This window comes from Lysobacter capsici, assembly GCF_018732085.1.
In the GTDB taxonomy this organism is placed as follows: domain Bacteria; phylum Pseudomonadota; class Gammaproteobacteria; order Xanthomonadales; family Xanthomonadaceae; genus Lysobacter; species Lysobacter capsici_A.
Genome location: NZ_CP076103.1, coordinates 3,542,696 through 3,556,915 on the forward strand (window position 1 = coordinate 3,542,696; position 14,220 = coordinate 3,556,915).

General features: G+C 67.4%; 14 protein-coding genes and 1 pseudogene. 8 read left to right on the forward strand and 7 right to left on the reverse strand.

Annotation, left to right across the window (positions count from 1 at the left end):
- The first annotated feature begins 62 nt into the window (after nt 1–62).
- From KME82_RS14585 to KME82_RS14600, 4 genes are all read left to right on the forward strand, one after another.
- On the forward strand, nt 63–593 hold the full coding sequence (locus KME82_RS14585; RefSeq protein WP_215494691.1) for a phage tail protein: 531 nt from the start codon (nt 63–65) through the stop codon (nt 591–593).
- A 73-nt stretch (nt 594–666) separates the two neighbouring features.
- Nucleotides 667–1,197, forward strand: a complete 531-nt coding sequence (locus KME82_RS14590; RefSeq protein WP_215494692.1) for a phage tail protein — start codon at nt 667–669, stop codon at nt 1,195–1,197.
- Nucleotides 1,198–1,261: 64 nt separating this feature from the next.
- Nucleotides 1,262–1,801 (forward strand): phage tail protein, encoded by a 540-nt coding sequence (locus KME82_RS14595; protein ID WP_215494693.1) that lies wholly within the window; start codon nt 1,262–1,264, stop codon nt 1,799–1,801.
- Nucleotides 1,802–1,804: 3 nt separating this feature from the next.
- Nucleotides 1,805–2,365, forward strand: a complete 561-nt coding sequence (locus KME82_RS14600; protein WP_252255331.1) for a GNAT family N-acetyltransferase — start codon at nt 1,805–1,807, stop codon at nt 2,363–2,365.
- A 401-nt stretch (nt 2,366–2,766) separates the two neighbouring features.
- Here KME82_RS14600 and KME82_RS14605 read toward each other — a convergent pair whose 3' ends face one another.
- Complete coding sequence (locus KME82_RS14605) at nt 2,767–3,060, reverse strand: DUF6916 family protein (RefSeq protein WP_215494694.1); 294 nt, start codon at nt 3,058–3,060, stop codon at nt 2,767–2,769.
- Nucleotides 3,061–3,761: 701 nt separating this feature from the next.
- Nucleotides 3,762–4,313 carry an Ig-like domain-containing protein gene (locus KME82_RS14610; RefSeq protein ID WP_215494695.1) on the reverse strand — a complete coding sequence of 184 codons (552 nt, stop codon included), beginning with the start codon at nt 4,311–4,313 and terminating at the stop codon, nt 3,762–3,764.
- Nucleotides 4,314–4,906: 593 nt separating this feature from the next.
- Between KME82_RS14610 and KME82_RS14615 the strand changes: the two genes are divergently transcribed.
- The gene (locus KME82_RS14615) at nt 4,907–5,182 is read left to right on the forward strand and encodes a hypothetical protein (RefSeq protein WP_215494696.1); all 276 of its coding nucleotides are present in this window, start codon (nt 4,907–4,909) and stop codon (nt 5,180–5,182) included.
- A 103-nt stretch (nt 5,183–5,285) separates the two neighbouring features.
- On the opposite strand, the gene KME82_RS14620 is transcribed toward KME82_RS14615, so the two are convergent.
- Nucleotides 5,286–5,795, reverse strand: coding sequence for a DUF1993 domain-containing protein (locus KME82_RS14620; protein WP_215494697.1), 510 nt, complete (start codon nt 5,793–5,795; stop codon nt 5,286–5,288).
- A gap of 144 nt (nt 5,796–5,939) precedes the next feature.
- Nucleotides 5,940–6,419 carry a redox-sensitive transcriptional activator SoxR gene (soxR, locus tag KME82_RS14625; protein ID WP_215494698.1) on the reverse strand — a complete coding sequence of 160 codons (480 nt, stop codon included), beginning with the start codon at nt 6,417–6,419 and terminating at the stop codon, nt 5,940–5,942.
- Between the two features lie 78 nt (nt 6,420–6,497).
- Between soxR and KME82_RS14630 the strand changes: the two genes are divergently transcribed.
- Nucleotides 6,498–7,544, forward strand: a complete 1,047-nt coding sequence (locus KME82_RS14630; protein ID WP_215494699.1) for an NADP-dependent oxidoreductase — start codon at nt 6,498–6,500, stop codon at nt 7,542–7,544.
- Nucleotides 7,545–8,084: 540 nt separating this feature from the next.
- Nucleotides 8,085–9,333: pseudogene (locus KME82_RS14635) on the forward strand (MFS transporter).
- A 930-nt stretch (nt 9,334–10,263) separates the two neighbouring features.
- On the opposite strand, the gene KME82_RS14640 reads toward KME82_RS14635, so the two are convergent.
- Nucleotides 10,264–11,481 carry a glycosyltransferase gene (locus KME82_RS14640; RefSeq protein ID WP_215494700.1) on the reverse strand — a complete coding sequence of 406 codons (1,218 nt, stop codon included), beginning with the start codon at nt 11,479–11,481 and terminating at the stop codon, nt 10,264–10,266.
- A gap of 136 nt (nt 11,482–11,617) precedes the next feature.
- On the opposite strand from KME82_RS14640, the gene KME82_RS14645 reads away from it, so the two are divergent.
- On the forward strand, nt 11,618–13,108 hold the full coding sequence (locus KME82_RS14645) for a phospholipase D-like domain-containing protein (RefSeq protein WP_215494701.1): 1,491 nt from the start codon (nt 11,618–11,620) through the stop codon (nt 13,106–13,108).
- On the opposite strand, the gene KME82_RS14650 is transcribed toward KME82_RS14645, so the two are convergent.
- Both KME82_RS14650 and KME82_RS14655 read right to left on the reverse strand, forming a co-directional pair.
- Entirely contained in the window at nt 13,105–13,413 is a 309-nt protein-coding gene (locus KME82_RS14650) for a hypothetical protein (RefSeq protein WP_215494702.1), read from the reverse strand. The two genes, KME82_RS14645 and KME82_RS14650, sit on opposite strands and share 4 nt — an antisense overlap.
- Nucleotides 13,410–14,084, reverse strand: coding sequence for a hypothetical protein (locus tag KME82_RS14655; protein WP_215494703.1), 675 nt, complete (start codon nt 14,082–14,084; stop codon nt 13,410–13,412). The genes KME82_RS14650 and KME82_RS14655 overlap by 4 nt, the downstream gene beginning before the upstream one ends.
- Nucleotides 14,085–14,220: the final 136 nt, after the last annotated feature.

Consider the following 14,220-nt stretch of genomic DNA (forward strand, 5'->3'; position numbering starts at 1 on the left):
GGAGGCACGGTAATTCATCCGGAAGCGCGCACGGCGCCCGGAAAAATCCTCTGGGGGAAGAGATGACAGAAGTATTCCTGGGACAGATCATGACCGTCGGGTTCAATTTCGCGCCCAAGGGCTTTGCCCTGTGTAACGGTCAGTTACTGCCCATCGCGCAAAATCAGGCGCTGTTTTCGTTGCTGGGCACCATGTACGGTGGCAACGGCACGACGAACTTCGCATTGCCGAACATGCAAAGCCGCACGCCGGTAGGGGCCGGCCAGTCGGTCGATGGAGGCTGGAACCCGACGCCGTACCAGTACGGCGAAACCGGTGGCGTCGAGAACGTCACCCTGCTGACGCCGCAGTTGCCGTCCCACAACCACCAACTGTGCGGCGTCACCGCCGCCGCCGCCGGACGCAACCCGACCAATAATTTCTACGGAACCACCTCGCCCGCGATCTACGCGGCCACCGGGAAGACGCAAGTGGCGCTGTCGCCGGCGACCATCGGTCAGACTGGAAGCACCTCGCCGCATCCGAACCTGCAGCCCTACTGCGTGCTCAATTTCGTCATCGCGACTCAGGGCATCTACCCGTCGCGCAACTGAGCGGCGGGCGGTTACCAGAAGGTCGCGCGAGGCGGCCACACCTTTCAGAATTCAAGGTTCCGGAGTAATTACCATGAGTCAGCCCTTTGTCGGTGAAATCCGACTGTTCGGCTTCGGCCGCGTCCCCAATGGGTGGTTTGCCTGCGATGGCTCGTTGCAGTCCATCGCTCAATACGAAGTCCTGTTCATGCTGATCGGCACGACCTACGGCGGCGACGGCGTGAGCACCTTCGCCGTACCCGATCTGCGCAGCCGGTTACCGATCCACCAGGGCACTGGGGCCGGCCTGAGCACCTACGTGCTGGGCCAGACGTCCGGCACGGAGAGCGTCACCCTCATCCAGCAGCAGATGCCGGCCCACGGCCATACCCTGCTGGCGACCACCGAGCTCGCCGCCGCGACCCAGATCGGCGTCGGCGTGGAACTGGGCGCGCTCAACGGCGATGCCATGTACATCACCGATACCAGCGGCTCGGACATGATCCCGATGAATCAGGCCTCGTTGAAGCCCAGCGGCGGCAACCAGCCGCACGACAACCTCATGCCGACATTGACGGTGCAGTTCTGTATTGCCTGGGCCGGTGTATTCCCCTCGCAGAGCTGATCCCATTCGCCCACGCCCTGCCTCGCGTCGCGCGAGCGCACGGCAGATTCAAGAGGACACCGTCATGACCGAACCCTTCATCGGCCAGATCCAGATTTTCGGCTTCAACTTCGCCCCACGCGGCTGGGCCAGCTGCAGCGGCGCGACCCTGCCGATCCAGCAGAACACCGCGTTGTTCTCGCTGCTCGGCACCCAGTACGGCGGCAATGGCCAGACCACGTTCCAGTTGCCCAACTTCACCAATCGCACGGCCAACAACGCCTCGCCGATTTCCAGCCCTCCCGGCCTGACCCGGCGTTCCATCGGCGAGAACTTCGGCAGCAACTCGGTCACCCTGAGCCTGCTGGAAATGCCGACCCACACCCATGCGGTGAACATCTCCAACCAGCAGCTCCCGGCCAATAGAGCCGCCTCCCCCAGCGCCGGCAACGCACTGGGCTCACCCAACGCGAATGCGTTCGTGACCGCCACCGAGTCCAACGCGCAATTCGCGCCGACCCTGGTCCTGCCCACCGGCAGCAACCAGCCGCACGAAAACCGCCAGCCCTATCTCGCGATGAACTTCTGCATCGCCCTGGAAGGCGTGTTCCCGTCGTTCGGATAAGCATTGGAAGTCTTGCCGACCACCGCGCCGCTGTCGTTCCCTGAGGAACGCAGCGTCACGTTCGACCTTCCCGCGTCGCTATGGCGACGCGGGATCGGCCTGCGCGCGGCGCACAGCCAGGACATCGCCTGGCTGCGCCTGCTGTACCGGCAACTGCGCGGCGTCGAATTCGCGCCGATGGGCTGGCCCGAGCCGGCGCTGCATGCGTTCCTCGACCAACAGTTCGCGCTGCAACACATCCACTACACGCGCCATTACCAGGGCGTCGACTTCCTCATCATCGAACGCAACGGCGAAGCGATCGGACGCTTCTATCTGCAGACCAATCCGCCCGACCATCTGCTGGTCGACATCAGCCTGGGCGACGGCGCGCGCGGCCAGGGCATCGGCACCGCGCTGATCGGATGGGCGCAGCAGCAGGCGCAGGCGGCGCGCTGCGGCATGCGTCTGCATGTCGAGCACGGCAATCAGGATGCGCTGCGGCTGTATCGCCGGCTGGGCTTCGGCGTGGTCGAAGCGATGCCGACTCACGCGCTGATGCGCTGGCGGCCGGAGTTCGGTTGATTCGAGTCGGCTCGATTGAGTTGGTTTGATTGAGTTGGTTTGATTGAGCCGGCTTGATTCGGACTGACTTGGCTGAATCGGGCTTGGTTGAATCGGACTTGGTTGAATCGGGCTCGATTGAATCGGGTTTGACTGGATCAAACTTGATCGGGGCGGGCCTGATCTGGCACGAGCGTCGCGCCGTCAGCCGTGATCGCGTTTCGGAGGGCGAGCAGTCACGCTCGCGCCGCCGTCGCTTTTTTTTGCTCGTCATTCCCGCGAAGGCGGGAATCCAGAGACTTCAGCGCCATGCCTGGGCGAAGCCCTGGACACTCGATTCCGCCGAAGTAAAACACAGCCCGCCGCCGCGGGAATTACAAGCAAAGAAAAGTGCATCGTCCGCGCAGCGCAACCCAGATCGATCAGTTGAAGATCGCCTGATACAAAAACCCTTCGCGCTCGCGCGCGACCGGAACCAGGAAGATGCCGACTTCGCCGATCGAGGCGTGACGCATCAGATAGATCTGCTGCGGGAACAGGAACGACGACGCATTGCGGAACAACAGCGAGAACGGCGCCCGCGCCGCCTGCTGCTGCGGCCGCGTGCTCAGCGCGCGCGCCTCGACCAGCACGAACGGCACTTCGCCGTCGTTGAGCACGGCCGAGTAGGTCTCGTTTACGTGCGAGCTGAAGTGATCGAGTGTCAACAGTTCCATCGCGGGGCCTCCCCAAGCCGAGGACGCATCGTCGTCGCGCGCGGCCTTCGATGCAAGCCCCAGACGAGGCTTTTTGCCCGGAGGCATGGGAGATGGGCGATCCGCCGGCTTCGAACGGGATGATGGATTGAAGCGAGCCGATCGGTTCGACCGATCCGGGACCGCGCCGACGCAAGCGCTGCGGCGTACACCGCGGGCGCCGCGCAAACCGGCCCCATCCATACAACACACCATCGCCGGCTCCGGCCGCCCCGCCGCAAGCCCAGTTGCGGCGGGACAACGGCCGGAGCCGCCAACAGCGCGGGCCTCCCTGCCCGCTTCGGCTTTCATCACTGACGGAGATGAAAGGCGTCCAAACCTTGGGTGGCGCCATGAGGCGTCACCTGACCCGCATGGCGGTCCGTGCCGGCCGCGGCGTCCGCCTGGCGTGAGCCGGCGAACGCCGCGAACCGGTCGACACCGGGGATCGCGCAATCCCGTCGCGAACGGCGCACGTCGCGCCGGTCCGATCGGCCAGGCCATCACCACGACGAGATGGCCGGCGGACCGGCCGCGCCATGCGCGCGGTCCGATCCGGGTACTGCGTATCGGCGCGCGCCTGTGCGCGGCCGTCCCCTACCCCTTTTCGAGGGGTACCGGTAGCGTCGCCGCGATCCATGCGGCGACGGTGAAACCTGCGGCGCGGGGCCGCGTTGCGCGGGTTACAAAACCGCGGCCGCGGTCGCCGGCAGCGCGCGGTCGCGGATCGCGGTCACCGCCACCACCGCTTCGGCGCTGTCCTGGCCGGACTGCACGCGGTAGGTGTAGGTGTCCACGCCTTCGAAACCCGGATCGGGGATGTAGGTCGCACGACCGTCCCGGATCCGCACTTCGCCGTGCCGCGGTGCCTGCGCCAGGCTGTAGTGCATGGCCGCGCCGTTGCCGATCGAGCCGCGCAAGGCGACCGTCGACGCGGCGCCGTCCAGGCTGTGGGTGACCAGATCGGCCGCGGCGAGCGGCTCGTAACGGCGCAGGCCCTGGATGTCGTCCTGGATCGACCGCGCCAACGCCTGGCGCTCGCGGTCGGGTGCGACCGCCTGCTCGAAACGCAGCCGCGCCTCGTCGTGCGGGGAAACCACCTGGATCGAAGATCGCAGCGGCTGCGAAGCCGCAGTGCGAGTCTGGCTCACGTTCGGGGCACCGGACGCACCGACGCCGGACGCGATCAGCGCCAGACTCAGTACGAGGGGCCCCTGGATACTCTTGTACGGCATGCCAACTCCTTCTGGGTTGCAACGATGGGGGATGTTCCGGACCGCGCGTCCTTGCGCCGCATCGTTTTCGCGATGCGAGCGAGCTCTTGATTGCGAGCTGCAGGCTGGTTCCGGACCCGTTGCGACGTCCTGTCGCCACCGGGAAAACATGATCCCATTCGGGTGTCGCACAGGCCGAGACTGGGCGGCTTGGCAAGCCGAAAAATCGCATTCGAAAACCGGTTTTCGATGCGCGTCACAGCGTCGTCGTCGGCGCGATTGACATACGCCGAAACGCGGCTGCGGATCGACATTGCAAACGCCGCGGAGCGGCGCTGACGAAGCAAGCGCCGTTTCGCAAGGCTCGTGCGGCACGATGCGTTTTTGCACGGGCGCGAGCGGGCTACGCCGAGCGACGACGGCATCCGCGACGGCGCCAGGCAAGCATCGGCGCGCCGCGCCGCATGCGCGCATCGAGCGCTGGATGCGGCTTTGAAATTGTGCGGCCGCCGATCCGTTCAAGGAATCTGAACTGCGTCCGGGCCGCGGCGCAGCGCAGCGACGGGATTTGATTCAAGGACGACGCAAGGCCGAAGCTGCGAACGATCGTCGCGGTGGATCGCACTCACTGCGCGCAGACCGCGCGCCACGCGCGCTATCGGCATGTGCGGCCGGGTGTGTTTGTCGCGACGACCGGGCCGTCGGACTCGGGCAAGACCTTTGGCGCTGTTGGTTCTGGCTGCGGTCCGCACGATGCCGCCCCGCCGTTTCAGCGATGCATCGCCGCACACTGCAGCAGCGCGATGCGCTTCGCCGGCCGGATCGCGAAGATTCGCAAAGGCTTCGCTTGCGAATCGCAGCCGCAGCCGCAGGAAACGTGTTGCAACTAAGAAGGCGGCTCCCGTGCAGGCAGCTGCGTCGAGGCGCCGGCGAGCAATCGCAACCGCGGCGCCGGAACGGCGCCGCGACTGCTTCGACTCAGTACCTGTCGACTCAGTACTTGCCCATGAAATCGCGCTTGCCGATGTTGACGCCGTTGCCGCGCAGGATCGCGTAGGTGGTGGTGACGTGGAAGAAGAACTGCGGCAGGCCGTAGTGGACCAGGTAGTCGGCGCCGCCGAAACGGCGTTCCTTCGGGGTGCCCGGGCGCAGCACGATCTCGCGGTCCTGCGCGCCTTCGAACAGCGCCGGTTCCAGGCTGCCGACGAAGTCGATGGTCTTGGCGATCAGCGCCTGCAGTTCGGCGAAACTGCGCTCTTTGTCGTCGTACACCGGCACTTCGACATCGGCCAGGCGCGCGCTGATGCCCTTGGCGAAGTCGCAGGCGATCTGGACCTGGCGCAGCAGCGGAAACATGTCGGGGAACAGGCGCGCCTGCAGGTAGGCGTCGGGGTCGATCTTGTGTTCGGCGGCGTGGGCTTCGGTCTTGGCGAGGATCTCGCCGAGGCTGCCGAGCAACTGCTTGAGCACCGGTACGCTGGCGGAGTACATCGAAAGGGTCATGGCGATTTCGTCGTGCGGAGGGAAGCGCCCATGGTACGCCACGCGACTTGGCCGTAACGACGACAGCGACGCCGGCATCCAGGCGCGCGGCAAACCGGCCCTGCATCGCGCAAGCGATCACAGTCACCACGACGCGCAGGGCATCTACTCCGCGCGCTTGCTCCCACGCCGCGGCTTGGCCTGCTGCAATGCCGCCGCCCAACGCTGCGCGCCGGAGCCCTGCTCGCCCCAGGTGTCGTCGGGATTGGCCAGGCGGCAACGGTCGATCGACAGGCAACCGCAGCCGATGCACTGGTCCAGGGTGTCGCGCATCAGGCTCAGGTTGGCGATGCGCTGTTCGAGTTCGTCCTTCCACGCCGCCGACAGGCGTACCCAGTCCGCGCGCGTGGGCGCGCGCGATCCGGGCAGGGTGTCGAGCGCTTCGCGGATCGTCGCCAGCGGCATGCCCACGCGCTGGGCGACGCGGATGACCGCGATCCGGCGCAAGGTGTCGCGGCTGTAGCGACGCTGGTTGCCGGCCGTGCGCAGGCTGTGGATCAGGCCCTTGGCCTCGTAGAAATGCAAGGCCGATACCGCCACGCCGGAGCGTTCGGCCACCTGGCCGACGGTGAGTTCCATGTTCATCCGGATACGCCCCCGGGGCTTGACCTTAACCAATGTTGAGGTTTTATCGTGCGCCTGGTCCTCTTTCGACGTCAAGCCATGGCCGCCCAGCACGCCGACCCACGTCCAGCCGACAGTTCCGCGCATACCGCCCCGGTCAAGGCGGTGGTATTCGATCGCTACGGCGCGCCCGAGGTGCTGCACGCGATCGAATTGCCGATGCCGCAGGCCGGCCCCGGCGAGATCCGGGTGCGGGTGCGCGCGGCCGGGGTGCGGCCCAGCGACATCGCCGCGCGCAGTGGCTTGAACCGCGACGGCGAATCGTGCGATATCGATCCCCTGGCGTTCCCGCGCCGGCTCGGCAATGAGTTCGCCGGCATCGTCGATCAAGTCGGCGCCGGGGTCGATGCGTTCGCGCCCGGCGACGAGGTGATGGGCTGGGCGGTGGCAATGAGTTACGCCGAAGTGTTGACCGTGCCCGCCGAACAGGTGGTCCACAAACCGGTCACGATGAGCTGGGCGGTGGCCGGCGCCCTGCCCTCGACCGGGCAGACCGCGCTCGCCGCGCTGCGCAATCTGCGCCTGCGACGCGGCGAGCGCGTGCTGATCCATGGCGCGGCCAGCGGCATCGGCAGCGTCGCGGTGCAACTGGCGCGCGCCTGGGGCCTGTCGGTCATCGGCAGCGCGGCCGCGGCCGATCACGACTACCTGCGCGCGCTCGGCGCGCTACCGATCGACGACGATCACCGCGGCAACGCGCAGGCGCGCGCGTTGGCGCCCGACGGCGTGGACGCGGTGTTCGATGCGCTCGGCGTCGATCGCTTCGACGGCTGGCTCGCGCCGAGCGGCGATGAACGCCTGGACGATCGGCTCGCGCTGTGCCGCGACCCGGGCCGCATCGCGACCCTGTGCGATTCGCCGCGCGCGCGCCGGCTCGGCCTGCAGATCGTGCGCAGCCAGCGCAGCCGCGCGCGCCTGGCCGAACTGGTCGCGATGCACGAACGCCATGGCTTGCTGGTGCATGTGCGCGAGATGTTTCCGTTGACCCGCGCCGCCGAGGCGCATCGCGCGGTCGAGCGCGGGCCGGGACGCGGCAAGGTCGTGCTGATGGTGTACGCGCCGTTGGCGCTGAGGTTCTGCGCATGAAGACGCTGGCCGCTGTCGCGTTGCTCCCGTCGCCGCCGCGCTCGCCTGCGCAAGGCGCTCCAGTCCCGATGTCCGACGAACAACTGCTGGCTAGGCGGAGCGGTCGCATCGGGTCTGGAGCGTCTTGCGCAGTCGAGCGCATGCGGACGACAGCATCGTTTGCCCGATCGGGCGGTAACGGTTGAGGCCGCCGGCATGGGAAGCACCCGGGCCATGATGGCGGACCGTCCGACACTAGCTGGCGATGCGGACGCGCGCGCGTCCGAATCCAGGCGCATCAGCGCTGACCCGTCGCCCATCCAGGATTTCGCGCAGGATTCCTGCGTGCAGGATTCCGCGACCGCCAATCCATCCTTGCAGGAAACCCGCTCCATCAAACACTCCGCCGAAAACGCAAACGACCGCGAAATCCCGAACACCGCCGCCGGCACGCCCGACGGCGCCGGCAGCCTGTTCGCGCCGCGCTACCGCGGCCTGAGCCTCGGCGCCGTCGCCCTGGTCGCGCTGGTCGCGTTCGAAGCGCTCGCCGTGACCACCGCGATGCCGACCGTCGCGCGCGCTCGACGGCCTGCCGCTGTACGCGCTCGCGTTCGGCGGCACCCTCGCCGCCAGCGTGGTCGGCATGGTCGCCGCCGGGCGCTGGGCCGATGCGCGCGGCCCGGCCGCGCCGTTGCGCCACGGCATCGCCTGGTTCGCGCTGGGCCTGATCCTCGCCGGACTCGCGCCGTCGATGCTCGCGCTGATCGCCGGCCGGGTGGTCCAGGGCTTCGGCGGCGGATTGATTTCGGTCGCGCTGTACGTGGTGGTCGGCCGGGTCTATCCGGTCGCGCTGCGGGTCAAGGTGTTCGTCGCGTTCGCCGCGGCCTGGGCGGTGCCGGCGGTGGTCGGCCCGGCGATCAGCGGCGCGATCGTCGAACACTTCGGCTGGCGCTGGGTATTCCTGTCGGTGCCGGTGGTGGCGGTGGTCGCGGCGTGGATGGTGCTGCCGTCGCTGCGCGGGCTGGGCCCGTCGGCGGCACAGGCGACGCACAGCGCCGGCCAGCAACGCACCCGCTTGCTGTGGGCGCTGCTGACCACCGCCAGCCTGCTCGCCCTGCACTACGGCGGTCAGCAACGCGGCTGGCTCGCGCTCGCGTGGCTGGCGCCGGCGATCGTGCTGCTCGGCTGGGCCGCGTCGCGCCTGCTCCCGGCCGGCGCGCTGCGCGCCGCTCGCGGCCTGCCGGCGGTGGTCTCGCTGCGCGGCATCGCCGCGGGCGGTTTTTTTCTCAGCGAAGCCTACATTCCATTGTTGCTGTCGCAGGAACGCGGCCTGTCGCCGACCTGGGCCGGGCTGGTGCTCACCCTCGGCGCGGTCGGCTGGTCGACCGGCTCGTGGTACCGCGGCCGCAGCACCGATCCGCGCGCGCCGCAGCGTTTCCTGCAGGCCGGCATGGCGATGCTCGCGCTCGGCGTGATCGCGATCGCCGCCTTGATCTGGCCGCACACCCCGATCGCGCTCGGCGTGGCCGGCTGGGTGCTGTCCGGGCTCGGCATGGGCCTGATCTATCCGACCTTGTCGGTGCTGATGCTGGAACTGTCGCCGCCCGAGCAACAGGGCGTGAACTCCTCGGCGCTGCACCTGGGCGATGCGATCTACACCGCGACCGCGTTGGCGGTCGGCGGTTCGCTGTTCGCCGCGTTGCTGGGCCGATCGCACACGCTGGCTTATCTGTGCGGCTTCGCGATCGCGTTTGCGCTGGCGCTGCTTGGGTTGGTGCTGGCGGCGCGGGTGCGGGTCGCGGCGGCTTGAGGTCTGCCGCGGGCCTCCAGGTTGATGAGGCTGTATTCCCGGGGGCGCGGCTTGACCGGAGGAAATTCAGTGGGACGCCGCTCTTACAGTGAGGTCATGTCGCTTTGACTTCATTTCAGTCATCACCACAAGCGCTGCGAGGCTTGTAGCTCGCGTTAGCAAAAGCACACCCGGAGGGCGACGCGCATGGATGCGCGTCGCGCGCCATCGGGACATGGATGTCCCGTGTGGCGCGTGCCCGCGTCTGCATCGATCTTGCGGGCACTTGATCCACAAAAAAGCGTTTTTCTTTGGTTACCTTTTGACCGAAGGGAATCCAGACGGACTTTTGTCGCTTTTGACAAAAGAAAGTGACCCGCCGCTTCAGCGGCGGAAGCCTTTGATCCTGCTTGCAGCTTTAAAGGCTTCAAAGCTTTGCAGCTCTAGAGCCTTGAAGCCAAAGGCAAGATCAACAGCTTTCGTCCGCAAGCGGCCGAGTTACTTTCTTTTGTCAAAAGCGACAAAAGAAAGGTAACCAAAGAAAAACGCTTTTCTTTGAATCAAAGGCCCGCGCGTGCGGTGCCGACGCAGGCATGCGCCACACGGGACATCCTGTCCCGGTGGCGCACGGCGCACATCCATGTGCGCCGCCCTTCGGGTGTGCTGTTACTAACGCAAGTTCGATGCTTCGCAGCGCTGGATGAACTGCGAGACTTCTGGCTCGAGCTGAAGCTCATGCCAAAAGCTAAGAGCCATAGAAAGTAATTTGCTGCCTGCTGCTCCGCGCAGGTGTGGGCGGCTGCGCGCTCGTCGTGTCGGAAAGGCGTTCCCCGCCACGTTCGAAGCGGCCACGCCCGCCCCGCGCACAAACGACTCGGCCAAAGGCGATCCCGCCAACGGCCGCTGCGCCCTCGATATGCGGGACTTTTCGCCCTCGCCTCGCCCGCTCAGTCAGCCCGCAATCTCGGGTTCGTCCGCCGACACCGGCCGCGGCAACGACTTCGCCTGCGCCAACCGCTGATACAACACCACCACCTGCTCCATCAAACCCTCGGTGCTCCACGCCCGCGCATCCACCGGCCCGGCCGCGGACAACTGCGCGCGCAGCTGCGGCGAACGCAGCACCGTGGCGAGGTGGCCGGCGAAGGCCTCGACGTTTTCCTCGCTGACCACCGCGCTGCGCGCGCCGCGCAGCACGGTCGCGGTGCCCATCACCGCGGTCGACACGATCGGCACGCCCAGCGCCATCGCTTCGATCAGCACCAGCCCCTGGGTTTCGGTCGGCGAGGCGAACACGAACGCATCGCCGGCGCGGTAGGCGTCGAGCAGACTGGTGCGGCGGTCGAGGTTGCCGAAGAACCGCACGTTGCGTTCCAGGCCGTGCTCCTTCGACAGACGCTTGAGCCGTTCCGCATCCGGCCCCTCGCCGGCGATGATGAACATCAGCTCGGGAAACTCGCCGACCAGCCGCTTGGCCACCTGCAACAGGAACGCGATGTTCTTCTCGACCGCGAGCCGGCTGACCGTCACCACGGTCGGCCGATCGGCGGCGATGCCGTGCTCGGCGCGAAAGCGCGCGCCGTCGCCGCGCGCGAACTCGCTCAGGTCGATCCCGGTCGGCAACACCGTCGACGGCGTGCGGATGCCGTAGCGATCGAGCACCTCGACCATCTGCGCGGTCGGCACGATCAGGTGATCGACGCCGTGGCACAGCACCCGCGAGAGTTTGCGCGCGACCAGCCGCAGCAGCGGCGCCGGCGCCCACGGCAGGTAGTGGCCGATGTATTCCTCGAAATAGGTGTGATACGTCTCCACCGTCGGCCGCCCGGTCTGCGCGGCCAGGCGCACGCCCAGGCCGTGCGCGCGGAACGGGGTGTGGATGTGGATCACGTCCCAGTGCCGCCGCGCGAGTTGCGGCTGGATGCGGCGCAGCTCCGGCGCGCGGATCAGCCGGTCCTCGGGATCGAAGAAGATCACCCGCGAGCCCAGCCGGATGATCTCGAACTCGTCGCTGTCGTGCTGCTCCTGGCCGCTGCCCGGCCCGTAGTCGGGCGCCACCAGAGTCACCGAGTGACCCATGCGCGCCAGCGATTGGGCGAAGGTGCGGATCGAGGTCGACACCCCGTTGACCCGCGGGAAATACACGTCAGACAGCATCAGGATGTCCATCCGGCCAGCCTAGGCGGGCGAGATGACCGATTTGTGGCGGTTATCGCGGCGAACGCCGTTGCGGTTCAGTCCGGACAGGCGCGCACGGCGCGCGGCTGCGACAATGCCGCTACCCCATCCGTCGCCGTATCGCCCCATGTCAGCAGACGTTGCCGCCATCGACTCCCCGCCGCCGCGCCGCCTGCGCCGCTGGCTCAAGCGCGCGACTGCGCTGCTGCTGGTGGCCTGGATCGCGATGGGCGCCTACCAGGTCTACAAGCCGCTGCCGCCCGGGGTCAGCCAGGCCGGCCCGCTACGCAGCGCCACCGACGTGGCCCTGCTGACCGACATCACCTGGGTCGACGCGGGCCAGCAACGCCACAGCGACCAGCACGTATTCGACGAAACCCTGCGCCTGATCGGCCAGGCCCAGCGGGTGATCGTCGCCGACCAGTTCCTGTTCAACGACTTCGGCAGCCAGGGCAGCGAGGTCGAGTACCGCAAGCTGAGCCAGCAACTCACCGACGCGCTGATCGCGCGCAAACGCGCGGTGCCGCAGTTGCACGCGGTGCTGATCACCGATCCGATCAACACCGTCTACGGCGGCCTGCCGTCGCCGCGGCTCGACGCCTTGCGCGCGGCCGGGGTCGAGGTGGTGATCACCGACCTGCGCCGCCTGCGCACGCCCAATCCCGCCTGGTCCGGGCTGTGGCGCCTGTGCTGCAGTTGGGCCGGCAACAACGATCGCGACGGCTGGGTCGCCAATCCGCTGGGGCCGGGCAAGGTCACCCTGCGCAGCTGGCTGAGCTTGCTCAATCTCAACGCCAATCATCGCAAGACCCTGGTGGTCGACCAGGGCGACACCTGGACTGCGTTGGTCGCCTCGGCCAATCCGCACGACGCCAGCAGCCTGCACGGCAATGTCGCATTGCGCTTCAGCGGCGCGGCCGCGCTCGATCTGCTCGCCAGCGAACGCGCGGTGGTCGCGCTGTCCGGCGCGTCGTGGCCGCGGGGCCTGCCGACCTCGGTGCCGCCCGACAGCATCGTCGACACCACCTCGGCGCCGCGTGTGCAGGTGCTGACCGAAGCCAAAATCCGCGACGGTCTGCAAGCGGCGATCGACGGCGCCCACGGCGGCGACCGCATCGATATCGCGGTGTTCTATTTCTCCCATCGCCGCCTGATCGATGCGGTGATCGCCGCGCACAAGCGCGGGGTCGGCGTGCGCGTGCTGCTCGATCCGAACGAGGACGCGTTCGGGCGCAAGAAGAACGGCGTGCCCAATCGCCAGGTCGCCTCCGAACTGCACGCGGCCGGCGTGCCGCTGCGCTGGTGCGACACTCACGGCGAGCAATGCCACGCCAAGCTGCTGCTGCGCAGCGATCGCGACGGCGGCATCGAGTTGATCGCCGGCTCGGCCAACTACACCCGCCGCAACCTCGACGACTACAACCTGGAAAGCAGCGCGCGCGTGGTCGCCCGCGACGACGCACCCGTGGCGCGCCAGGCCGCGGCCTACTTCGAACAAAGCTGGAGCAACGGTAACGGCCGCGGCATCAGCGCCGACTACCCGCGCTACGCCGACGAATCGCAGTGGCGCAAGCTGTGGTATCGGTTCAGCGAGGCCAGCGGGCTGTCGAGTTTCTAGTCCTCGGCGCGCGCAGGGTCGATCACTGCTGCCTGCTCGGCGATGTGGCGATCCAGCCAGCACAGAAACCTCTGAAAGTGCCCCACCATTTCTTCATCGGAATACAGGTAAGCCAGATTGCCCGGCGTGTATTGCGCCAGACGGTCCAACATGCGCGAAGCCGGGGTGTCGTCGTCCTCGCCGAACAAACGCAGAAGTTCGCCCTCAAGCGGATAACGCAGATCTCGACTGGTATTGCCGGCCAGAAACTGCAGAACCATGTCGCGCAGCGCCGAATAATCGTCGGCAGTTCCGTCAGTCGTCATGCCTGCCCCGTCTGGCTCGAAGCCAAGTAGGTTTCCAGACTCGGCCGGCCCTGCCGATGCCAGTCGGGATAACTCATCTGGAAGTAAGCCGTCATCGTGCCCGGCAAGCTGTCGCGCGCGGCCTGCGCGCCGCCGCGACGATACAGTTCGCCGATACGTTGCCGCTCCTCTTCCATCCGCTGTACTTGCTCCGGCGAAGGAGCGAGCCGGAGTTGCGATGGTGACCGGGGCAAGGGCTCCAGCGCGGATCGAATTTGCGCCAGCGCGATCAGCGATTCGGTGTTCCCGGTCTCGCCATCGCCCAGATCGGCGACCGCCAGGGCCAGCTCGATCGCCGACCGGCGGTGCTCGGTCAGCGCGCCAGCATCCGACAAAAGCGGTCGATACAGGGGATGCGGAGCCAGCGCCGCGAGCCATGCCGCGTGGGCGCGCTCGCGGTAGCCGTGCTCGAACAACAGATCGTGCAGCAGCCAGACATCGAGTACGGCGATGCCGCGCAGACTCACGTAGTAGATTTCCAGCTCGTCGTACTGCGCTTGCGGATACTCGCCCAGCCGCTCGGCGTGCTCGCGCCCCTTGCGCACCATCGAAGCCAGAAACTGGGCGGTGCCCAACTCGTGATAAGGCAATCCACGGACCGTCCATAACGCGTCCTGCGCCAGATAATGCATGCATCAAGGTCCGTTGCGATCGAAGGCCGCCCCAGACTAGGGCCCGCCGATCCTGGATTCAAGATTCAACCGATTCGCGCATCGGCTTGCTGCAGCGCAATGTGCCCCATCGGACGATGGCGCGCCGGGTCGCGCG